We start from the raw sequence: 20,744 nt of genomic DNA, 5'->3' as shown, positions 1-20,744 counted from the left end.
AGGCACCCTCGCGGCGCCCCCACTCGCCCGACCGTCGGGCGCCCGGGGCGGGCGAGAGCCGGAGAAGTTCTGTGACGTGCCGTCACATGCTGGCCATGCGCGGCCACTTGACGTTCACGCGCGCTCGCAGGGGACGGCCGAAGGGGAGCAGCACTGACCCGTCACGACGGCGTGGCACCGCCGGTCCGACGGCGGGGCCACCCGACCGGCGACCGCCCCGCCCGCAACGGGCGTCGAGGCGACGACGGGGACGGGGGCGGCCGGCCCTGGCCGTCCATCGTCCCCCGAAGCCAGCGCCCGCGGGGCTCGCCCGCGAGGCGCCGAAGCCGACGGAGACGCACTGGAGCACCCGGGTGTCGCCGGTGCGGCCGCGGCCGGTGGGGAGCGGCGGAGCAGGGTGGCGCACGCGTCCGGCGGGGTGCGCCGCTTGACCTTGTCACGGTGACAGGCTCTGCACTGGACGCGGAGGTGGTTCTTCGATGACCAGGCAGACAGGACGACAGCGGGAGACCGGACCGCGGGAGACCGTACCGGGACTGGCGGACGGCCGGCCCTCGGTGCGGCTGCGGGCGGCGTTGGCGGCCGGCACGGCGCCCGACCCGGGGTATGTCGAGCACCTGGTGGCACGCTGCGCGGTGGAGCCCGACTTCTCTGTCCGGGAGATGCTGACCTGGGCCCTCACCCGACACCCCGCCGACCGCACGGTGCCCACGCTGGTCGCCGAGGTCCGCGCACCGGGCGCCCAGGCCAGGGCCCAGGCGTGGCACACGCTCTCCAAGATCGGCGACCGGCGGGCCTGGCCGGCGGTCACCCCGGCCGCGCTGGCCGACCCGGACGACGAGGCGGCCAGGAGCGCCTGGCGGGCGGCGGTCACCCTGGTGCCGGCCGACGCGGCCGGCCCGCTGGCCACGCTACTGTCGGGCCAGCTCGGACGCGGCCCACGGGAGACCCGGCGGAGCCTCAGCCGGGCGCTGATCGCGCTCGGCGAGGCGATGGACGCCCCGCTGCGCGCGGCGCTGACCGACCCCGACCCGCGGGTGCGGGCGCACGCGATCGCCACGGAACGGCTGGCCCGCGACCCCGAGTCCGGGTTCGACAGCGCGATCGAGGAGGCCAGGCGCGTGGTCGCGCTCGGCCCGACCGACGGGAGCGAGCGGTAGAACGTGTTGATCGGCGAGGTGGCCCGGCGGTCCGGGGTGAGCGCCCGGATGCTCCGGCACTACGACGCGCTCGGCCTCGTCCGGCCGACCGGTCGGACCCACGGCGGTTACCGGGAGTACGCCCCGGCCGACATCCAGCGGATCTTCCAGGTGGAGAGCCTGCGCTCGCTCGGGCTCTCGCTCCGCGAGGTCGGACAGGCGCTCGACCGCCCGGACTTCGCGCCCGGCGCGCTGGTCGCCGACCTGATCCGCCGGACCAGGGAACGCATCGCGGCCGAGACCGAACTGCTCGACCGGCTCCGCCACCTCGACGCGGCGGAGCCGGCCGGCTGGGAGGACGTGCTGCGGGTCGTCCCGCTGCTCCAGGCGCTCGGCTCGGAGCACGCCGGCCAACGCCAACGGGCCGCCCTGACCGCCGATCCCCCGGCCTCGGCGACCGCCCTCGCCGAGGCCGCGCTGCGGGAGGCCGACCCGGTGGTGGCCGGCGCCCTGCGCTGGGCGCTGGCCAGGGCCGGCGAGGCCGCCCTGCCGCCGCTGGCGGCCGGCTTGGCCGCCGCCGCGCCCGAGGTGCGGCGGCGGGCCGCCCAGACCATCGCCGAGTTCCCCCAGGAGGCGGCGACCGCGCTGCTCCGGTCGGCCCTCGCCGACCAGGACCCGGCGGTCCGCGCGGACGCGGCGCTGGCCCTCGGCGCCCGGGGCGCGGCCGAGGCGATCGGTCCCCTGGTCGGGCTGCTGGTCGAGGCGGCCAGCGACGCCGCGGCGGCCGACGCGCTCAGCGCGCTGGTCAGCCAACGCCCGGCGCTGGCGGACCGGGTGGCCGCCGCGATCGCCGGCACCGAGGCCGATCCGCCCGGCCGGCTGCGGCTGGCCCAGGCCCTGGCCGACCTGCCGGGGACGCGCGCGACGGCCGCCCTGACGGCCCTCACCCAGGACCCGGACCGCACCGTCGCCCGCACCGCCGCCGCCGTCCTGACCACCCGTCCACCGGACTGACCCGGGCCGGGCGCCGGGTCGCGGCCCGGGTCAGTCCGGTTGGTGGTGGGCCAGCAGGCGGCCGAGGAGGGTGGTCAGGGTGTCGCGGTCGGCGGCGCTCAGCGGGGCCAGCAGCTCGTCCTGCACCTGGTCGAGTGCCGTGTCCAGGCGGCCCAGTTGGGCGCGGCCCGGCTCGGTGATGGTCACCCGGTTGCGGCGGCCGTGGTGCGGGTCGGGGGCCCGGTCCACCTGGCCCAGCTCGACGAGTTGGTTGACGGCTGTCACCACGTCGCTGCGGTCGATCCGGCAGCGGCGGCCCAACTCGGCCTGGCTGGCCGGGCCGTACTCGTGCAGCGCGGCGAGCAGCCGGTAGTGGTAGGCGCGCGCGCCGGCGCTGGCGAAGGCGGCGAACACCAGTCGGCCGCTGCGGCCGGCGAGTTGGCTCAGCAGCCAGCTGGGGCGGGCGGCCAGCCGCTCGGGGGTCTCGTCCATGGCGACCACCCTAACCGTGTTGGTGCTACCAACACTCCGGGGCTAGTGTTGGCGCCACCAACACTGACTCCCGAGCGCAGGAGGCGCCGTGTCCGACCCCGCCATCACCCCCTTCCGCATCGACGTGCCGCAGGCCGCGCTGGACGACCTGACCGACCGGCTGGCCCGCACCCGCTGGCCCAACGAAGTCGCCGACGCCGGCTGGGACTACGGCTTCCCGCTGGCCCGGCTCCGGGAGTTGGCCGAGTACTGGCGCACCGGCTACGACTGGCGCGCGCACGAGGCCCGGGTCAACGAACTGCCGCAGTACACCACGGAGATCGACGGCCAACGCGTCCACTTCGCGCATCTGCGGTCGCCCCGGCCGGACGCCCTGCCGCTGCTGCTGACGCACGGCTGGCCCGGCTCCTTCCTGGAGTTCCTGGACGTGGTCGAGCCGCTCTCCCGCGACTTCCACCTGGTCATCCCGTCCATCCCCGGCTACGGCTTCTCCGGGCCGACCCACGAACGCGGCTGGGACATCACCCGGGTGGCCCGGGCCTGGGCCGAGCTGATGCGCCGGCTCGGCTACCAGCGGTACGGCGCGCAGGGCGGGGACTTCGGCTCCGGGATCTCCACGACGCTCGGCGCGCTGGCGCCGGACCGGGTCGTCGGGGTGCACGTCAACTACCTGCCGACGAGGCCCGACCCGGCGGCCGACATCACGCTCTCCGCGGCCGACGAGGAGCGGCTGGCCAAGGTCAGGGAGCTGATGGCGCGGCGCCCGCCGTACCAGGCGCTCCAGGCCGCCACCCCGCAGACCATCGGCTACGCGCTCACCGACTCGCCGGTCGGCCAACTCGCCTGGATCGCCGAGCGGTTCGCGCAGTGGACAGACCCGCGGGCGCCGGTCAGCGACGAGCGGATCCTCACCAACGTCACGCTGTACTGGCTGACCGCCACCGCCGCCTCGTCGGCACGGCTGCACCGGGAGTCGCCGCGCCGGTCCGAGCCGTGCCCGGTGCCGCTCGGCGTGGCGGTCTTCGCGCACGACATCACCCGGTCGGTGCGCCCGTTGGCCGAGCGGCGGTTCGACGTCCGGCACTGGTCGGAGTTCGACCGGGGCGGCCACTTCGCCGCGATGGAGGTACCGGAGCTGTTCGTCGAGGACGTCCGGGAGTTCTTCCTGAACGTGCTCGGGGCCGGGTCGGGGGCCGGGGCCTGAGCCCGGGCGGGGCGGGATACCGGGCGGGGAGGGCCGTCCGGGCCGGCGGCGGCCGGCCCGGACAGCGACGCACTACGGGCTCAACAGGTGTTGCGGCTGGTGTTGTTGAGGGTCAGGTTGCGGTAGACGATGTTCTCCCCGCACGGGCTCTCGCGGAGCGCGCTGTTGGTCAGGGTCAGGTTCTGCAGGGTGATGTCCCGGTTGTTGGGGAACTCCGACCGGGCCGCGAGCCGGACCTCGCCGCCGCCGGTGATGGTGCCACCCCGGCTGGCGATGTCCACGTTGTAGCAGTTCTCGATCAGGATCGCGTTGTTGCCGGTGTTGCTCAGCGTGATCTGCTCGATGACGGCGCCGCCGCTCTCCGAGACGCAGAACACGCCGCGCCCGCCACCCCGGGCGATCACCTCGCCGACCCGGATGTTGGTCGGGTAGGCGTCACCGATCCGGCCGTTCCGGTTGGCCATCCGGAACGCCGCGTAGCCGGTGCCGGTGCCGGCGTTCTCCGCGTCCACCCGGGTGATCGCCGCGTTGGTGGTGTCGTTGAGCAGCACCCCGGACTCGCCGACCGAACGGGCGGTGACGGTGCCGACGCTCAGCCCGTCCACCCCGTAGGTCTCCAGGGCGTGGCTGCCGGCGCCGGAGACGTAGAGGTTGTTGACCCGCACGTTGCTGGACGGCACGTCGCGGTTCCCGTGGTTGTCGATCCGCACCCCGAGCCCGCCGGACAGCCGCATGTCGATCTGGCCCAGGGCGATGTCGTTGACGCTGCGCAGGAAGATGCCGTAGAGCGGCGCGCCGGTCAGGGTCAGGTGGCCCACCTCGATGCCGGTGGTGCCACGGGAGTAGATCGGCGCGTGGTCACTGGCCGTCGCCCCGGTCACGTGGATGGTGCCGCACACGTCGATCGCGGTGTGACTGGGCAGCGAGACCCGGGTGTTGGCCTGGAAGGTGCCCGAACCGCGCACCACCACCCGCTCCTTGCTGCCCCGGTTCGGGGTGAGGCTGTTGACGGCGGCCTGCATGGCGTCCCGCATGCTGCTGCCGGTGTAGACGGTGCCGCCGTTGCGGTGGGCGGTCCAGGTGCTGCCGTTGAGCACCGCCTCGGCGTGGTAAGTGCCGGTGCCGCAGCTGTCGTTGACCGGCACGAGCGCCCACTGCTGGTTGGCGCCGTCGAGGTCGGCGAACTGCGAGAGGCGGGCGCCGTCCGTGGTGGACCACTCCCAGACCTCCAGCGCCTTCCCGCTGTTGCGGTTGATCAGCTGGACGTAGCCGTTACCGGAGTCAGTGACGGCGAACCGCTGGTTGCTCGCGTTGCCGTCGGCCCACTGCTGGACGTTGGCACCGTCCGCGGTCGAACCGCCGGCGATCTCCAGCACCTTGCCGCTGTGCCGGGACCGCAGCCGGTAGCTGCCGTCGCCCGAGTCGACGAACTGCCACTGCTGCCAGGCGCCGTCGTTGCGGGACCACTGGACCAGGGGGGCGCCGTCCCCGGTGGCCAGGTCGTACACGTCGAGTGCCTTGCCACTGTGCCTGTTGACCAGGACGTACCAGCCGTTCGGATCCACGGTGGCCGCGCTGGCGGATGACGCCGGCAGGGCGACCAGCGACACCCCGGCCAGGACCGCGACCAACGCGGCGGCACACAGGCTGCGCACGCCGCGCAGGGCGCGCAGACTTCGGAGGAACATGGCGGCTCCTTCTGCACTGAAGGGGAGAGGGGAGAGCGGGAACGCCTCGCACCGACCCATGAATCGATTCATGAGCGATGCGCGACCACGGGAGCGCTCCCACGCGCGGCCGCAAGGTAGCAGGTTGATCATGCTCTGGACAAGAGGAACGTCCGAACGGGCGGGCACCGGACGGGCGTTGGCCCGCCCCGGCCGGCCGCTGCCGGCCGCCGTGTAGCGGCGCGCACGTGCCGGCGGAGCGGGAACGGCGCCCCGGCCGGTGGGGTCGGGGCGCCGCGGTGGGTCGGTGGTGGGGCTGGTCAGCAGGTGCGGGCCCCGGTGTGCAGGGCGAGGGCGGTGTCGGGGGCGAGGGTGGCGGTGAACCGGCCCGAGCCGTCGACGGTGACCGAACGGCCGCTCTGCACGTCGCAGTAGCCGCCGGCGGCCAGGGAGGTCTGGAAGGTCTGGGTCAGGGCGCCGGACTCGTGGTTGATGACCAGGAAGGCCCGGTCGCCGCGGCCGAAGGCGATGGCGTCGTTGCCGTTGTCCCACCAGTTGGTGACGGCCTGGCCGTGGCTGGCGTTGCGGAAGCCGACCATGCTCTCCACCTCGGGCCAGGCGTGCTGGCACTTCCAGCCGTCCTGCCAACAGGCGTTCACCTGGCCGTTGTTGGGCGGGCCCGCGTCGTGGTCGGAGAACTCGTAGCCGGAGTGCACGTCGGGCGCGCCGTAGGGCCAGGCCAGCATGAAGACCTGGGCCAGCGTGTAGTTGGCGCCGTTGCGGTAGTTGAGGGTGGAGCCGTTGCGCTCGGTGTCGTGGTTGTCCACGAAGACCGCGGTGCCCTGGTTGGGCATGTAGCCCCAGCCCTCGCCGAAGTTGTTGAGGTAGGCGAGGCGTTCGTTCTCGAAGACCCGCTTGAGGTCCCGGCCGTAGCGGAACTCCTGGACGTCGCCGGTGGCCCGGTACTCGTCGGGGGAGATCGCCTCGCCGGCGCCGAAGATCGCCTCCTGCTTCCAGTAGACGTTCGGGTTGCTCAGCCGGGAGCGGATGTTGGCCAGGTCGCCGGCGGGGATGTGCTTGACCGCGTCCACCCGGAAGCCGGCCACGCCGAGGGAGAGCAGGTCGTTGAGGTAGTCGGCGATGCGCTGCCGGACGTAGTCCTTGCCGGTGTTCAGGTCGGCCAGGCCGACCAGTTCGCAGTTCTGGACGTTGTAGCGGTCGCCGTAGTTGTTGCCGATGTCCCGGCGGCAGTCGTTGAAGTCCCAGTCGCTGTAGGGCGCGGCCGGGTAGTCGTACTTGGTGTAGGCGGAGCCGCCGGTGCCGGTGCCGGAGCCGGCCGACATGTGGTTGATGACCGCGTCGACGATCACGCCGACGCCGGCGTCGCGACAGCTGGCGACCATGCTCCGGAACTGGTCCCGGTTGCCCAGGCGGCTGTCGATCCGGTAGCTGACGGGCTGGTAGTTGGTCCACCACTGGTGGCCCTGGATCTGCTCCTGCGGCGGGGACACCTGGACGTAGCCGTACCCGGCCGGGCCGAGGCGGGTGGCGCACTCGCGGGCGATGGAGTCGAAGTTCCAGTTGAACAGCACGGCGGTGACGTCCCGGTTGCCCGGAGGCGCCGCCTGGGCCGCCGGGGTAGCGGCGGTCAGGGAGAAGACGGTGGCGGTGGCGGTGACCAGGCCGGCCAGCAGCGCGCTGCCGAGTCGCCTGAGTCTTCGGACGCGGGACCTGCCCCGAACGGGCGCGGACATGAAGCCTCCCAGGGTGTGTGGTGCGGCTGCCGAGCGGCCACGCGCCTCGCCCGCAGGACCAGCAACGCAACTTGTTGCGCAAGGACTTGCAGGCGCACCGTAGAGCGCGCCGCGGGGGTGGTCAATACCCCGCGCGGCAAGAGGAAGGTCCGGCCGGCCGGGCGCGGTGGCCCGGCCGGCGGCACGTTCAGAAGGTCAGGGACCAGGCGTTGAGCGTGCCGGTGTCCGCGCGGAGGGTGTCCTCGATCCGCAGCTCCCAGGTGCCGTTGGCCGGCACCCCCGAGGCGTCGATGTGGTAGTCGTGCGGCTCGTCGAAGGCCTCCAGCTCGAAGGCGCTCCCGTCGGGGGCGACCAGCTCCATGTCCAGGTCGCGGATGTAGCTGTGGTCGATGTCCACCCAGACGCCCAGCGCCCCGGGCGCGTTGCCGGTCAGGCCGGTGACCTCGATCGGCGAGGTCACCGAGGCGCGGTCCTCGATCTCCATGGAGTCGGTGTTCTCGAAGGTGCCGCCGCCGGCGGCGGACTCCTCCCCCACCTCCTGGAGGTCGCCCGGACCGAACCGCAGCGACCAGGAGTTGAGCGTGCCGGTGTCAGAAGAGAGCCGGTCCTCGACGCGCAGCCGCCACTGGCCGCTGGCCGGGACCGCCGAGGCGTCCACCGTGTACTCGTGCGGCTCGTCGTACGGCTCCAGGTCGAAGGACGTGCCGTCCGGGGCGAACAGCTCGATCTCCAGGTCCCCGAGGTAGGTGTGCTCCAGGTCCACCGCGACGATCAGCGAGGCCGGCGCGTTGCCGGCCAGGCCGGCGACGTCGATGGACGAGTTCACCGTGCTGCGGTCCTGGATCACCACCGCGTTGCCGTTGCGGTAGGTGCCGCCCTCGGTCGCGGGGATCCCGCCGCCCTCCGGCTGCGGCTCGCCGTTCCGGCTGCCGCCGGAACCGAACCGCAGGGACCAGGAGTTGAGGGTGCCGGTGTCGGCCGACGCGTTGTCCTCGACGCGCAGCCGCCAGGTGCCGTTGGCGGTCACCGCCGAGGCGTCCACCGTGTACTCGTGCGGCTCGTCGAACGGCTCCAGATCGAAGGACGTGCCGTCCGGGGCGAGCAACTCAAGCTCCAGGTCCCCGAGATGGGTGTGGTCGAGGTCCACCGTGACCTCCAGCGCGCTGGGCGCGTTGCCCGCGACGCCGGTCACCTGGATCTCCGACTCGAACGTGTTGTTGTCCTGGATCGAGCGGGCCGTCGTGTTCTCGAAGGCGCCGCCGCCGGCGATCGTCCCGGGGTCGTCGTCCGAGTCCCCCGTCTGGTTGACGACGACCAGCACGACCACCAGCACGCCGAGGGCCATGGCCACCGCCCAGCCCAGCCACCTGGTCGCCGGACTCCCGGCCGGGGGCGGCGGCTGCGGGGCCGGCGGGGCCCACCAGCCGTGTGGCTGGAGCAGGACGCCCGCCCCGGTCGGGCCCGTGGACGGGGGCGGGGTCACCGCGGTCATGGTGGGCAGCGCCTCGGGCGTCGGCGCGGCCAGCGGCACCGACGCCGGGGTGGCCGCCGGGTCCGGCGCGGGCTCCGGCTCGGGGTCGGCCGGCGGGGTGGGGATCGGGGTGGCCGGCGGGGTGGGTGGGGCCTCGGCCGGCACCGACTTGGTGAGCACCACGGTCGGCGGCACGGCGACCGGCCGCCGGGTCGTCGCCGCGGTGTCCGGGTTGTCCAGCAGCTCCAGTGCCTCGGCCACGGTCGGGCGGTCGCCCGGCTCCTTGGCCAGCAGCAGCGTGATGAGCGGGGTCAACGTGCCGGCGTGCTCCGGCGGCGGCGGCTCCTCGTAGGCCACCGCGTGCAGCGCGGCGGGCGTGGAGTTGCGGCCGAACGGGGAGGCGCCCTCGACGGCCTCGTGCAGGGTCACGCCGAGCGAGAACAGGTCGCTGGGCGCCTGCCCCTTCTCGCCGTGCACCCGCTCCGGCGCCATGTAGGGGGCGGAGCCGATGACGCTGCCGGTGACGGTGAGCGTCAGGTCCGTCTCGTGGGTCGCGATCCCGAAGTCGGTGAGCAGGATGTCGCCGTTGTCGCCGAGCAGGACGTTGGCCGGCTTGATGTCCCGGTGCACGATGCCCGCCCGGTGGGCGGCGCCGAGCGCCTTCAGCATGGCCCTGGCCACCTCGGTGGCCTCCGGCACGGTCAACGGGCCCGACTCGCGCAGCCGTTCGCTCAGGGCGCGGCCCACCACGAGCTGCATGGCGATCCACGGCACGTCGTCCTCGACCACGACGTCGTGCACGCTGACGATGTGCGGATGGTCGCGGAGCTTGGCCGCGTTCAGTACCTCGCGCTCCGAGCGCCTGAGCCGTTCCTCCTGCTCGACGGGCGAGGCGGAGGACGGGAGTACCAGCTGCTTGACGGCCACGTCCGTCCGCAGGCGCTGGTCGCGGGCCTTCCAGACCCGCCCGAACCCGCCGCGGCCGATGGGCTCCAGGAGTTCGTATCTCCCGCCTATCACCCGTCCCGGGCGCACGGTGTGGTCCATGTAACAGCACTCCCGTGTTCGAACGATGCGGCAGGTGAACAGCGTAGATGACACCGGGCGGCCCGGCGTCCACTTCGGTGCCGGCCGCTGCCGGGCGCCCAACCATCGCCCTGCGGGCAACCGTTGGACGCCCGGGTAGACGCCGTTTCCCCGGCGTCGGGTTCCCGGGGTTCAGGCGCGGGAGCGGCCGACGTAGAGGTCCCTGGCGTGGTAGAGGGTGTCGGTGGTCGGGCCGGAGGAGCCGGAGGAGCCCTCCATCTGGAGGTTGACAATGATCCACAGCGGTTGGCCGACGAAGCCGGCGCCGCGGTGCTGGCCGACCCAGGTGTCGTCCGAGTAGTAGTGGATGTCCACGTCGGTGGCGTTGACCCGCGCGATCCAGGCGCGGTAGCCGTGCCAGGCGCCGGGGTCGGCGACGTTGACGATGGTGTTGGACCAGCCGCCGGCGGCGTTCCGGTAGGTGTTGAACCAGTTCCGGGCGTCGCCCTCTGGTGTGGGACATGGTGGAGGTTGTGACCTCGTTCTGTGTCCGCCTGTATGGTCGTCGTTCCGCGAAGAACCGCGCGGAGAAGGCTCTTGCGGCGGCGGCCGATGGCTGAGCCGAGGAAGCAGCGGCTCCGCAGGCTCGAGGTGCCGTTCGTGGTGCTGGGTCCGTCCGGGGTGGCGATCCGTGACCGCCTCAAGCACCTCACCTCCGAGGATGACAGGGTGTTGCGCCTGACCGGCGAATACCTTGGGCGTCTGGCCTCGTTGGACCTCAAGGCCCGCTGCGCGGACGGGTTGGACCATGACTCGGATGCGTGGGCGGTTCGTAAGCGGGGCCTTACCGCCGTATCGTCGTCGCGGTGGGCCGGGTCGATCACGAGGGCCAGCCACGATCAGTGGGCGCTGTCGAGGCGTTGCCAACTCGCCCACATCCAAGGGCTTGAGGCCGGGGCGCGGACGCTGACGCACCGCCTGTCTCAGCCGCTCGGTGAGAAGGGCACCAAGCGGGCCCTGGGCGGCTACCGCTCGAAGAGCGAGTGGTTCCAGAAAACCCGGCGTCTGAGGATCCTGGAACACCGCCTCGACGTGGCCCGCGCTGAGCGTGAGGCCGGCGTCGTGCACGTCGTGCGCGGCGGCCGCAAACTCCTGAACACCCGGCGCGACCTTGCCGCCGCTCAGCTCACCGAAGGTGAATGGCGTGAGCGGTGGGAGGCGGAGCGCTGGTTTCTCGCCGCTGACGGCGAGTCCGGGAAGCCCTTCGGGAACGAGACGATCCGCGTGACGCCGGACGGGGAGGTCAGCATCAAGCTGCCCGCCCCGCTCGCGCACCTGGCCAACGCCGAACACGGCCGGTACCTGCTCACCTCGAAGATCGCGTTCACCCGCCGGGGAGCCGAGTGGGCTGATCGTGTGGAAGCGAACCGGGCCGTCGCCTACCGCATCCACCACGACGTCCAGCGCGGACGCTGGTACCTCACCGCGTCCTGGCAGCGCCCCGGCCTCCAGGCGATCCCGCTCGAAGCCGCCCGCGCCAAGGGCATGATCGGCGTGGACACGAACGCCGACCACTTCGCCGCCTATCGCCTCGACTCGCACGGCAACCCCATCGGCGACCCGCGCCGATTCTTCTACGACCTGTCCGGAACCGCCGACCACCGTGACGCCCAGATCCGGCACGCCATCAGCCAACTCCTGCACTGGACCCACCGGTGCGGTGTCAAGGCCATCGGTCTGGAGAACCTCGACTTCACCGCCGAGAAGACCCGCGAGAAACACGGCCGCAAGAAGAAGTTCCGCCAGCTGATCTCCGGTATCCCCACCGGCAAGCTCAAAGCCCGACTCGTCTCCATGGCCGCCGAGATGGACCTGTCCATCGTGGCTGTGGACCCGGCCTACACCTCCATGTGGGGCGATGAGCACTGGCGCAAGCCCCTGAGCAACAAGACACGCACGATGTCCCGTCACGATGCCGCCGGCATCGCGATCGGGCGACGCGCCCTCGGACACCCGATCCGGCGACGGGCGGCACCGCCCCGTGACGACCAGAGTGATCGTCACGGGCATCGGACCGCCCAGGCCGGACCAGGGATACGAGGGCGTGAGGAAACCCGCCCACCCGTCACGGAACGTGCACACGATGCACGCCACCGGATCGGGGAACAGCGAACGCGGGAGACCAGCGCATCCAACACCGTTCGGGATGCGCGCAGTTCCGGGAGCCGGCAGCAAATATCACTCCTGGACACTGTTGAGGAACGGTAGCGGTAGTGCCAGTTGGCCTCCAGGGTGGCGTAGTCGGCGAACGAGTCGCTGATGACCGTCTCCCAGGTGGCGGCGGCGGCTGGGCGGGGGAAGCCCAGCGCGGCGCCGGCGAGGCCGGCGCCGCCGGCTGCCAGAAAGCGTCGTCGTGAGTGCGTCACTGCTCTCGAACCTTCCTCGGCGGAGGTGTGGGGGCCCGCTCGCCGGCCACGGGGGCGGGCGGTGGCGGGGTGTGCCGCGCGTGGCTCGGACGCGTGCCGGTGGGGGGCGCGGCGGTGCTGGCGTCCCCGTCCGGGTCGACGCCGCTCGCGCGCCGGGAAGGCGCCGCGCGGGTGCCGCCACCGTCCCGCTCGGGCATGTCCCGGTCAACCAGGGTGGGGCGGAACGGTCAGCTTCGGTCAGCAGCGATCGACCGGGGTCGGCCGGGTCCGGCCGGCCTCAGCCGGCGGCGGCCGGCCGGTTCGCCAGGGCGAGGCGGCGGTCGATGGCGCGGACCGCGTCACGGCCGGCGCGGTTGGCGCCGACCGTGGACTGCGAGGGCCCGAACCCGATCAGGTGCACCCGTGGCTCCCCGGCCACCTCGGTGCCGCGCAGGGCGATCCCGCCGCGTTCGTTGCGCAGTCCCAGCGGGTCGAGGTGGCGCAGCGCGGCCTTGAAGCCGGTGGCCCACAGGATCGCGTCGACCGTGGTGAGGGTCCCGTCGGCCTCCCGGACGCCCCGGGGTTCGAGGGCGGTGAACATCGGCCGCCTGGCCAGCGCCCCGCGTGCCTCGGCGGCCCGCGCGTAGGCCGTCCAGGGCAGCCCGGTGTAGGAGACGACGCTGCCGGTGACGTTGCCGGCCGCCACGTCGGCCTGCACCCGCTCGATGGTCTCCCGGCCCTCCACCTCGGGCCGGAAGTCGCCGTCCCGGAAGACCGGCTCCCGCCGGGTGTACCAGAAGGTGGTCGCCACCCGGGAGATCTCCTCCAGCTGCTGGAGCGCGGAGATCCCGCCGCCGACCACCGCGACGCGCAGCCCGGCCAGCTCGGCCGCCGACACGTAGTCGCGGGTGTGCAACTGCCGCCCCAGGAACGTCTCCTGGCCCGGGTAGTGCGGCCGCACCGGGTTGTTCCAGGTGCCGGTCGCGTTGATCACCGTCCGGGTCCGCCAGCGGCCCTCGTCGGTGTCCACCAGCAGGTCACCGGCCGGGTCGGCGTCGGCCCTGGTGACGGCGGTGACGGCGACCGGGCGGCGAATCGGCAGCTCGGTGGCGCGCTCGAAGGCGGCGAAGTAGCCGGGCACCGCGGTGCGGCTCGGCTCCTCCGGGTCGATCGCCGGCTGGGGGAAGCCCGGCAGGTCGAAGATGCCGTTGACGGTCGACATCCGCAGCGACTCCCAGCGGTGCCGCCAGGCGCCGCCGGCGCCGGCCTCCGCGTCCAGCAGCACGAAGGTGCGCGCGCCGGCCGGCTCGGCCAGGGCGCTGACGAAGCCCCGGCGCCGCAGGTGGTAGCCGGCCGACAGGCCGGCCTGGCCGGCCCCGATCACCAGCACCGTGGCGTGGCGCTCGGCGTCCGTCCGCTCGGTCATGCGTGCTCACTCCCGGCCGTGGTCGCTGGTGGCGTGCCCCGCCGGCGGGCCGTTCCGGCCGGTGGCGGGCGCACAGTCACCCCAACACCCGGCCGCCCGGCGGTGTTCCCGGCGCCGGCTCGCGCGGTGGCGGCCCGGCGGTCACCGCCCGCCGGCGGCCCGGCGGGCCGTCAGGGCGCGGGCCGTGGCGACCGCCGCCGCGGCGGCGGCGACCGCGGTGAGGCGGCGCAGGCCGGTCCGGGTGGCGCCGTGCCAGCCGCCGTGCCGGGCCGCGGCCGGCACGGGGCGCAGCACGTTGCCCGCCCCGTCGGGGGCCGATTCGGTGCGGGAGAGGTGGCCCCGGTCCATCCGGTGGGCCAGGAACCACTCCGTGCCGGCCGGCAGCACCACCGACAGCACGCGCAGCGCGCCGGCGGCGGGCCCCACCGACACCTCGCGGCGGGGCGCGCGCACCAGCCGCTCGACGCGCCGCGCCACCCGCTCCGGCCGGTAGACGGGGGGCAGCGGGCGGACGGCGCGGCCCGAGTAGTTGGCGGCGGCGGCGAAGAACGGGGTGTCCAGGCTGGCCGGCAGCACGGTGCAGACCCGCACCTCCCGGTGCCCGGACAGCAGCAGCTCCTGCCGCAGGCAGCCGCCGAGGGCGCGCACCGCGCTCTTGGCCATCACGTAGGCGCTGTTGTAGGGGACGGGGGCGACGCCGACCGCCGAGGCGATGTTGATCACGGTGCCGCGCCCCTGCGCGCGCATCGCGGGGAGGGCGGCGCGCGCCCCGTGCAGGCAGCCGAGCACGTCCGTCTCCAGCACCCGCCTGGCGATGTCCGGGGGCACCGACTCGACCGAGCCGAACGCGGCGACCGCGGCGCAGTTGACCCACACGTCGATCCGGCCGTAGGTCTCCAGCGCCCGCCGGGCCAGGGCGTCCACGGCGGCGGCACTGGTCACGTCGGTGGGCACGGCCAGCGCGCGGGCGCCCCGGTGCCGGCGGCAGCGGCGGGCCACCCGTTCCAGCTCGGCGCCCCGCCGGGCGGCGAGGACCACCGCGCAGCCGCGCGCGGCGAACCGTTCGGCGCAGATCCGCCCCACGCCGCTGCTGGCACCGGTGATGACGACCACCCTGTCGCGCACGCGCATGTCCGTTCCTCTTCGCCCGGGCCGCGTCCTTCGGCCGGCGGCGTTCGGGCTGCCGGGCCGGCGGGAAGCTGCTTTCCTCCATAGAAGCAGCGCGCTCCGCCGGATGCCGGCAAGGGGCGGGGCCGCCGTCCGGCGCGTCTCCGGACCGCCCACCGGTTCGCCGAACCGGTTCGCCCAGACCGCCCGGGAGCAGGCATGGCCGTGAGACACCGACTGATCGCCCGTCCGCCAGCGGCGGTCTGGGACGTGCTCGGCGACGCCTCCCGGTACGCGGACTGGGTGGTCGGCACCCGCGCGTCCGAGCCGGCCGAGGGCACCTGGCCCGAGGTGGGCTCGGCGCTGTCGTACACCGTGCGGCTGGCCGGCCGGGACCTGCACGGCCGCACCTGGGTGCGGCGCTGCGAGCCGCCGCGCGCGCTGGAGCTGGAGGCGGACAGCGGCCCGCTGGGGACGGCGCGGATCGCGCTGGACATCCGGCCGTGGGGCGCCGAGACGCTGGTGATCATGGACGAGCACCCGTTGCGCGGCCTCGGCGGGCGGCTGCACAACGCGGTGCTGGACGCGGCGCAGCAGCTGCGGCACCGGGGCATGCTCAAGCGGCTGGCGCGGCTGGTCGAGGAGCGGGAGCCGGCGGCCACCTCCGGCCCGGTGCCGCACGCGCCGCGGGCCAGGCCGTGACGGACGCGGTGGTGGTGGGGGCCGGGCCCAACGGCCTGGTGGCGGCCAACCTGCTGGCGGACGCCGGCTGGTCGGTCGAGGTGCTGGAGGCGGAGCCCGAGCCGGGCGGCGCGGTGCGCAGCGACCGCGGGGTGCACCCGGAGTACGTGAGCGATGTGTTCAGCGCGTTCTATCCACTGGCCGCCGCCTCCCCGGTGCTGGCCGCGCTGCGGCTGGACCGGGAGGGGCTGCGGTGGAGCCACGCGCCGCGGGTGCTGGCCCATCCGCTGTCGGACGGCCGGTGCGCGGTGCTGGGGCACGACCGGGCGGAGACCGCGGCCTCGCTGGACGCGTTCGCGCCCGGGGACGGCCGCGCCTGGGAGGCGCTCACGGCGCTCTGGGACGAGCTTCGGGAGGACCTGCTGGGCGCCCTGTTCACGCCCTTTCCGCCGCTGCGGGCCGGGGCGCGGCTGGCGGCGCGGCTGCGGGCGGCGGGCGGACTGCGGGTCGCGCGGCGGCTGCTGCTGCCGGTCCGGCGGCTGGGCGTGGAGGAGTTCCGGGGCGAGGGCGGGCGGCTGCTGCTGGCGGGCAGCGCGCTGCACGCGGACCTGCCGCCGGAGGCGGCGCTCAGCGGCGGCTTCGGCTGGCTGATGGCCATGCTGGGCCAGACCCACGGCTTCCCCGTGCCGGCCGGCGGCTCGGGGGAGCTGACGGCGGCGCTGGTGCGGCGGCTGCGCCGGCGGGGGGTGACGGTCCGCTGCGGGGAGCGGGTCACCGAGGTGGTGGTGCGCGGCGGGCGGGCCGTCGGGGTGCGGACCGCGACGGGCGCGGCGGTGCCGGCGCGGCGCGCGGTGCTGGCCGACGTCGCGGCGCCGCGGCTGTTCCTGGACCTGGTCGGGGAGGCGCATCTGCCGGGGCAGGTGCTGGCCGACCTGCGGCGGTTCCAGTGGGACCACGCCACCTTCAAGGTGGACTGGGCGCTGACCGGGCCGATCCCCTGGACCGCGCCCGGGGTCGCCGGCGCCGGCACGGTGCATCTGGCGGACGGCGTGGACGAGTTGACCCGGTTCGCCGCCCAGCTCGCCACCGGGGCGGTGCCGGACCGCCCGTTCCTGCTGCTCGGGCAGATGACCACGGCCGACCGCAGCCGCTCCCCCGCCGGCACCGAGTCGGCGTGGGCCTACACCCACGTGCCGCACCGGGTGCGCTCGGACGCCGGCCCCTCGGGGGTGACCGGGCGGTGGGACGAGCGGGAGCGGGCTGCGCTGGCCGACCGGATGGAGGCGCTGGTGGAGCGGTACGCGCCCGGCTTCCGGGAGCGGATCGCGGCCCGCCGGGTGCTGGCCCCGCCGACGTTCGAGGCGGCCGACGCCAACCTGGTGGGCGGCGCCATCAACGGGGGCACCACCAGCCTGCACCAGCAGCTGATGTTCCGGCCGTTGCCGGGCGCCGGGCGGCCGGAGACTCCGGTGCGCGGGCTGTACCTGGCGTCCGCCTCCGCCCACCCGGGGGGCGGGGTGCACGGCGCGCCGGGCGCCAACGCGGCCCGCGCCGCGCTGCGCGCCGGCCCGGGCACGGCGCGGCTGCTGACCGCGACCCAGCGGCTGCTGGGCGGCGGGCCGGCCCGGGGCTGACCTGCCAGCGGGACGGTGGGTCAGTAGGGCGGTAAGTCGACAGGCCGGCAGGTCGGCAGGTCGGCACGTCACCGAGGCGACCGGGCGACGCGGCAGCCCGTCGAGACGTCAGTCGGTCGGAGGGTCAGACCCACCAGCGGCGTCACCACGAGCGTCATCACTGTCAGTCGGTCAGCAACTGCGGGCTGAGCACCTTTAGTTGGGCGTTGGCCCAGCGGGCCTGCCGCAGCGTCTCCGGATGGCAGGAGCCGGCCAGGGCGAGCAGCTCCGGCCGCCGCCTGGCCTGCGCGACCTGGGCGAGCAGCTCCCAGTCCACGGAGAGCGCGACCGCCCGCAGGTGCAGGGTGCGCAGCTGGCCCAGGAGTTCCCGGCCCGGGGTGCCGTGCAGGACGGGGTGCCGCGGCCCCGGTTCCGGACCCGACCCCGGGCCAGTGGGCGGCGGGCCGGCCGGCAGTGCGCCGTCGGCCGCCGCCTCGATCGCCGCCTCGTGCCGCCGGCACCAGCCGGCCAGGTCCCGGGCGACGTGGTGGATCTCGTGCTCCTCCCGGTGCCGGTCGGCGACCGTGCGGAGGTGCTGGCCGAGCGCCCGTTCCTGGTCGCGCAGCGCGCCCAGCAGGGCCGTGCCGGTCACCGTGCCTCCCTGGGTGCCGTCGGGCCGACCCGCCGCAGGCGGGCCGCCGCGGTCTTGAAGAGCGGCTGTTTGGAGGCCGGGTCCCAGTCGGTCGGGGTGAGCTCGTTGGCGGCCCTCGGCGCCGTGTCGGGGCCGGGCCCCGAGCCGGCCGGGGTGTCCCAGTAGCCGTAGTGGAACGGCAGGAACAGCACGCCGGGCCGGATGCCGGTGATCCTGGCCGGGGCCCGGACGTAGCCGCGGGCGGTGCTCACCTCGACCAGGTCGCCGGCCGCGACGCCGGCCGCCGCGGCGTCCGCCGACGCCAGCTCCACCCACACGTCGGGGGCGGCGGCCTGGAGTTCGGGGGCGCGTCCGGTCTTGGTCCGGGTGTGGAAGTGGTGAACGGTGCGGCCGGTGACCAGGACCAGCGGGTGGTCGGCCGTCGGCGGCTCGTGCGGCGGCAGGTGGTCGGCGGCCCGGATGACAGCCCTGCCGAACGGGTTGAGCGCCCGGTAGTCGGTCTCCTCGAACGGGGCGCCGGTGACCAGGTCACGGCCGTAGCTCTCGCACTGGTCCGGCGCGCTGAAGAACCGGCCGTCCGCGTAGAGGCGTTCGGTGCCGTCGGGCCGGTCCGCCGTGCACGGCCACTGGACGCCGCCGCGCTCCCGCAGCAGGGGGTAGCTGAGGCCGCTGTAGTCGCAGGGCCGGCCGCGGCTGCACTCCCGCCACGCGGCGAACGCGGACTCCGCGTCATGCCAGTGCACCAGCGGGCCGCCGTCCCGGTCCCGCAGGTCGAGCCGTGCCGCGTAGTCGAGGAAGATGTCGAGGTCGGGGCGGGCCTCGCCGGGTGGCTCCACGGCCTTCTCCGACAGGTGCACGGTGCGGTCCGCGTTGGTGAGGGTGCCGGTCTTCTCCCCCCAGGTCGCGGCGGGCAGCACCACGTCGGCGAACCTGGCGGTCTCGGTGAGGTACAGGTCCTGGACCACCAGGAAGAGGCTGTCCCTGGCCAGGATCGCCCGGACCCGGGCCAGCTCGGGCAGCGAGACCGCCGGGTTGGTGCCGGAGACCCACAGCATCCGCAGCGAGCCCTGTTCCGCGTAGCGCAGCATCCGCATCGCGTGGGTGGGCGGCCCGTAGTGCGGGATCCGCTCCGGCTCGACGTTCCACACCCGGGCCAGCTCGGCGACGTGCGCGTCGTTGGCCCAGTTGCGGAAGCCCGGCAGGTCGCCGTTGGCACCGCACTCGCGGGTGTTCTGGGCGCTGGGCTGGCCGTTCATCTGCAGCACACCACAGCCAGGCCGGCCCAGCATGCCGCGCAGCAGGTGCAGGTTGTTGACCTGCACGGCGGCCGCGGTCGCCTGGTGGGACTGGTAGAAGCCCTGGAGCACGGTGGACAGCAGCCGGCGGGCACCGCCCAGCACGGCCGCGGCCCGCCGGATCTCCACGGCCGGCACGTCGCAGACGGCCTCGGTCGCCTCCGGGGTGCAGGGCGCGACGCGGGCCCGCAGCTCCTCGAAGCCGACGGTGTACGCCGCCAGGTAGTCGTGGTCGAGCCAGCCGCCCGCGATGACCGCGTGCAGCAGGCCGTTCATCAGGGCGAGGTTGGTGCCGGGCAGCGGCGCCAGGTGCACGGTGGCGGCCCGGGCGACCGGCGTCGGGCGGGGGGCGACGCAGACCAGGGCGGGCGGCCGGGGCCCGGCGAGCCGGTCCAGGACACGGCTCCACAGCACCGTCTGGGTCTCGGCCATGTTGTGGCCGAAGAGCGCGATCACGTCGGCGTGGTCGATGTCGCTGTACGACCCGGGCTGGCCGTCGCAGCCGAAGCTCTCCTTGAGCGCCTCGGCCGCCGTCGCGGTGCACAGCCGGGTGTTCCCGTCGAGGTGGGCGGTGCCCAGGCCACCGTGCGCGATGACGGCGAGCGTGTAGTACTCCTCCAGGAACAGCTGGCCGGTGGTGTAGAAGCCGAGGGCCGACGGGCCGGCGTCGGCCAGCAGCCGCCGGGTGCGGGCCACGATCCGGTCCATCGCGGTGTCCCAGTCGGTGGGGACCAGCCGCCCGCCGTCCCGCACCAGTGGCCGGGTCAGCCGGTCGGGCGAGGCGTTGGCCTGCCAGCCGAAGAGGTCCTTGGGGCCGAGCCGCCCGTGGTTGACCCGGTCCCGGGCGCGGCCGCGCACGCCGACGATCCGGCCGTCCCGGACCGCGATGTCCATCGCGTCGCCGTTGGAGTGCAGGACGGAGGCGGCGGGCACCCAGCGCTGCACATCCTCCTCGCCGGTGCCGGCGGCGAGGTGCGAGTCCACCCGCACCGGCCAGCGCTGGCCCGGCCCGTAGGGGGTGCGGGCTCCCCAGGGGTCCGCGATGCTGTCCCGGTCCGCCATCGCGCTCCTGTCCGCCCTGGTCCGTTCCTCGGCCCGCGTCTCCGGCCGGCCGCCCGGTCCGGCGGGCGCCGGGGCGGCCGTGTCGAGGATGGCCCGGCGTCGGACGGGACGGCTGCCGGCCGGACCTCGCGGCGGCGGATACCACTCGTCCGCCCCCGGCCGGCCACCCGGACGGGGCCGCCGGGGGCGGGCCCGGCGGCTGGCGGCCGCGCGTGCGGGACCCGGGCGCACCGCACACACTGACGACCGGGGCACCGGCCGGGGCGGACGTGCGGCCGGCCACCACCGCCGGCCACCACCGCCCCGGAACGCCCCCGCCACCACCGAGAGGAGTCGTCATGCCAGCGGGCTCGAACAAGAAGCGGGAACGGCAGTACGAACACGTCGAGGCCGGCGCCCGGCGCCGGGGGGAGTCACCCGGCCGGGCGAAGGAGATCGCGGCCCGGACCGTCAACAAGGAACGCGCCCGGACGGGCGAGTCCAGGACGTCCAGCCGGGTCTCCACCCGCGACCCGAAGTCGGCCTCCCAACGCGGCGGCCAACGCTCCCACCGGGGCGCCCAGGGCCCGACCAGGGACCAGCTCTACGCGGAGGCCAGGAAACGCGGCGTCCAGGGGCGGTCCTCGATGGACAAGGAACAGCTGCGCCGCGCCCTCGGCCGCTGACCGGCGCCGGCCGCCAACCGGGCCCGCACCGCCAGGACCACCACCCGAGCGGCCCGGGCGGTGCGGCCCAACGGCCCAACCCGGCGTGCGGT

General features: G+C 74.8%; 14 protein-coding genes and 3 pseudogenes. 8 read left to right on the top strand and 9 right to left on the bottom strand.

Annotation, left to right across the window (positions count from 1 at the left end; translation table 11 throughout):
• Positions 1-479 precede the first annotated feature (479 nt).
• Together RM844_RS05710 and RM844_RS05705 are read left to right on the top strand one after the other, a co-directional pair.
• Positions 480-1,160, top strand: coding sequence for a HEAT repeat domain-containing protein (locus tag RM844_RS05710; protein WP_311665481.1), 681 nt, complete (start codon positions 480-482; stop codon positions 1,158-1,160).
• Between the two features lie 3 nt (positions 1,161-1,163).
• Positions 1,164-2,153, top strand: coding sequence for a HEAT repeat domain-containing protein (locus tag RM844_RS05705; RefSeq protein WP_311665479.1), 990 nt, complete (start codon positions 1,164-1,166; stop codon positions 2,151-2,153).
• A 30-nt stretch (positions 2,154-2,183) separates the two neighbouring features.
• On the opposite strand, the gene RM844_RS05700 is transcribed toward RM844_RS05705, so the two are convergent.
• The gene (locus tag RM844_RS05700; RefSeq protein WP_311665477.1) at positions 2,184-2,624 is read right to left on the bottom strand and encodes a MarR family winged helix-turn-helix transcriptional regulator; all 441 of its coding nucleotides are present in this window, start codon (positions 2,622-2,624) and stop codon (positions 2,184-2,186) included.
• 88 nt (positions 2,625-2,712) lie between these two features.
• Here RM844_RS05700 and RM844_RS05695 point away from each other — a divergent pair, with 88 nt between their 5' ends.
• Positions 2,713-3,828 carry an epoxide hydrolase family protein gene (locus RM844_RS05695; protein WP_311665475.1) on the top strand — a complete coding sequence of 372 codons (1,116 nt, stop codon included), beginning with the start codon at positions 2,713-2,715 and terminating at the stop codon, positions 3,826-3,828.
• A gap of 80 nt (positions 3,829-3,908) precedes the next feature.
• On the opposite strand, the gene RM844_RS05690 is transcribed toward RM844_RS05695, so the two are convergent.
• From RM844_RS05690 to RM844_RS05675, 4 genes and pseudogenes are all read right to left on the bottom strand, one after another.
• Complete coding sequence (locus tag RM844_RS05690) at positions 3,909-5,516, bottom strand: RICIN domain-containing protein (RefSeq protein ID WP_311665474.1); 1,608 nt, start codon at positions 5,514-5,516, stop codon at positions 3,909-3,911.
• Between the two features lie 302 nt (positions 5,517-5,818).
• A pseudogene (locus tag RM844_RS05685) lies at positions 5,819-7,249 on the bottom strand (alpha-amylase); the annotation flags it as partial.
• 187 nt (positions 7,250-7,436) lie between these two features.
• Positions 7,437-9,767: a protein kinase domain-containing protein gene (locus tag RM844_RS05680; RefSeq protein ID WP_311665472.1), complete on the bottom strand. Its 2,331-nt coding sequence runs from the start codon at positions 9,765-9,767 to the stop codon at positions 7,437-7,439.
• Between the two features lie 171 nt (positions 9,768-9,938).
• Positions 9,939-10,121 carry a hypothetical protein gene (locus RM844_RS05675; protein WP_311665470.1) on the bottom strand — a complete coding sequence of 61 codons (183 nt, stop codon included), beginning with the start codon at positions 10,119-10,121 and terminating at the stop codon, positions 9,939-9,941.
• A 134-nt stretch (positions 10,122-10,255) separates the two neighbouring features.
• Between RM844_RS05675 and RM844_RS05670 the strand changes: the two are divergent.
• Both RM844_RS05670 and RM844_RS05665 read left to right on the top strand, forming a co-directional pair.
• Positions 10,256-10,366 (top strand): annotated as a pseudogene (locus RM844_RS05670) (IS607 family transposase); the annotation flags it as partial.
• A pseudogene (locus tag RM844_RS05665) lies at positions 10,359-12,014 on the top strand (IS200/IS605 family accessory protein TnpB-related protein). The pseudogenes RM844_RS05670 and RM844_RS05665, both read left to right, overlap by 8 nt.
• A 435-nt stretch (positions 12,015-12,449) precedes the next feature.
• Here RM844_RS05665 and RM844_RS05660 read toward each other — a convergent pair.
• Positions 12,450-13,577 (bottom strand): NAD(P)-binding domain-containing protein, encoded by a 1,128-nt coding sequence (locus tag RM844_RS05660; RefSeq protein ID WP_311665468.1) that lies wholly within the window; start codon positions 13,575-13,577, stop codon positions 12,450-12,452.
• Positions 13,578-13,718: 141 nt separating this feature from the next.
• Positions 13,719-14,708, bottom strand: a complete 990-nt coding sequence (locus tag RM844_RS05655) for an SDR family oxidoreductase (RefSeq protein ID WP_311665466.1) — start codon at positions 14,706-14,708, stop codon at positions 13,719-13,721.
• A 195-nt stretch (positions 14,709-14,903) separates the two neighbouring features.
• Here RM844_RS05655 and RM844_RS05650 point away from each other — a divergent pair, with 195 nt between their 5' ends.
• Together RM844_RS05650 and RM844_RS05645 are read left to right on the top strand one after the other, a co-directional pair.
• Entirely contained in the window at positions 14,904-15,386 is a 483-nt protein-coding gene (locus RM844_RS05650; RefSeq protein WP_311665464.1) for an SRPBCC family protein, read from the top strand.
• Positions 15,383-16,999: a phytoene desaturase family protein gene (locus RM844_RS05645; protein WP_311665463.1), complete on the top strand. Its 1,617-nt coding sequence runs from the start codon at positions 15,383-15,385 to the stop codon at positions 16,997-16,999. Before RM844_RS05650 ends, RM844_RS05645 begins: the two co-directional genes overlap by 4 nt.
• A 163-nt stretch (positions 17,000-17,162) precedes the next feature.
• On the opposite strand, the gene RM844_RS05640 is transcribed toward RM844_RS05645, so the two are convergent.
• Entirely contained in the window at positions 17,163-17,630 is a 468-nt protein-coding gene (locus RM844_RS05640; RefSeq protein WP_311665461.1) for a hypothetical protein, read from the bottom strand.
• Positions 17,627-19,987 carry a molybdopterin oxidoreductase family protein gene (locus RM844_RS05635; RefSeq protein WP_311665459.1) on the bottom strand — a complete coding sequence of 787 codons (2,361 nt, stop codon included), beginning with the start codon at positions 19,985-19,987 and terminating at the stop codon, positions 17,627-17,629. The genes RM844_RS05640 and RM844_RS05635 overlap by 4 nt, the downstream gene beginning before the upstream one ends.
• Before the next feature lie 338 nt (positions 19,988-20,325).
• On the opposite strand from RM844_RS05635, the gene RM844_RS05630 reads away from it, so the two are divergent.
• Positions 20,326-20,652, top strand: a complete 327-nt coding sequence (locus RM844_RS05630; RefSeq protein ID WP_311665457.1) for a plasmid stabilization protein — start codon at positions 20,326-20,328, stop codon at positions 20,650-20,652.
• Positions 20,653-20,744 lie beyond the last annotated feature (92 nt).

It is taken from the genome of Streptomyces chisholmiae, from assembly GCF_031845445.1.
Lineage (GTDB): Bacteria > Actinomycetota > Actinomycetes > Streptomycetales > Streptomycetaceae > Streptomyces > Streptomyces chisholmiae.
The sequence above is the reverse complement of the archived record's forward strand: the minus strand, read 5'-3'. Positions and strand labels throughout refer to the sequence as shown.

Coding starts and splice junctions, on each gene's coding strand:
- RM844_RS05700 (WP_311665477.1), bottom strand. CDS start 2,624: ATGGACGAGACCCCCGAGCGGCTGGCCGCCCGCCCCAGCTGGCTGCTG.
- RM844_RS05690 (WP_311665474.1), bottom strand. CDS start 5,516: ATGTTCCTCCGAAGTCTGCGCGCCCTGCGCGGCGTGCGCAGCCTGTGT.
- RM844_RS05680 (WP_311665472.1), bottom strand. CDS start 9,767: ATGGACCACACCGTGCGCCCGGGACGGGTGATAGGCGGGAGATACGAA.
- RM844_RS05655 (WP_311665466.1), bottom strand. CDS start 14,708: ATGCGCGTGCGCGACAGGGTGGTCGTCATCACCGGTGCCAGCAGCGGC.
- RM844_RS05650 (WP_311665464.1), top strand. CDS start 14,904: ATGGCCGTGAGACACCGACTGATCGCCCGTCCGCCAGCGGCGGTCTGG.
- RM844_RS05635 (WP_311665459.1), bottom strand. CDS start 19,987: ATGGCGGACCGGGACAGCATCGCGGACCCCTGGGGAGCCCGCACCCCC.
- RM844_RS05660 (WP_311665468.1), bottom strand. CDS start 13,577: ATGACCGAGCGGACGGACGCCGAGCGCCACGCCACGGTGCTGGTGATC.
- RM844_RS05630 (WP_311665457.1), top strand. CDS start 20,326: ATGCCAGCGGGCTCGAACAAGAAGCGGGAACGGCAGTACGAACACGTC.
- RM844_RS05710 (WP_311665481.1), top strand. CDS start 480: ATGACCAGGCAGACAGGACGACAGCGGGAGACCGGACCGCGGGAGACC.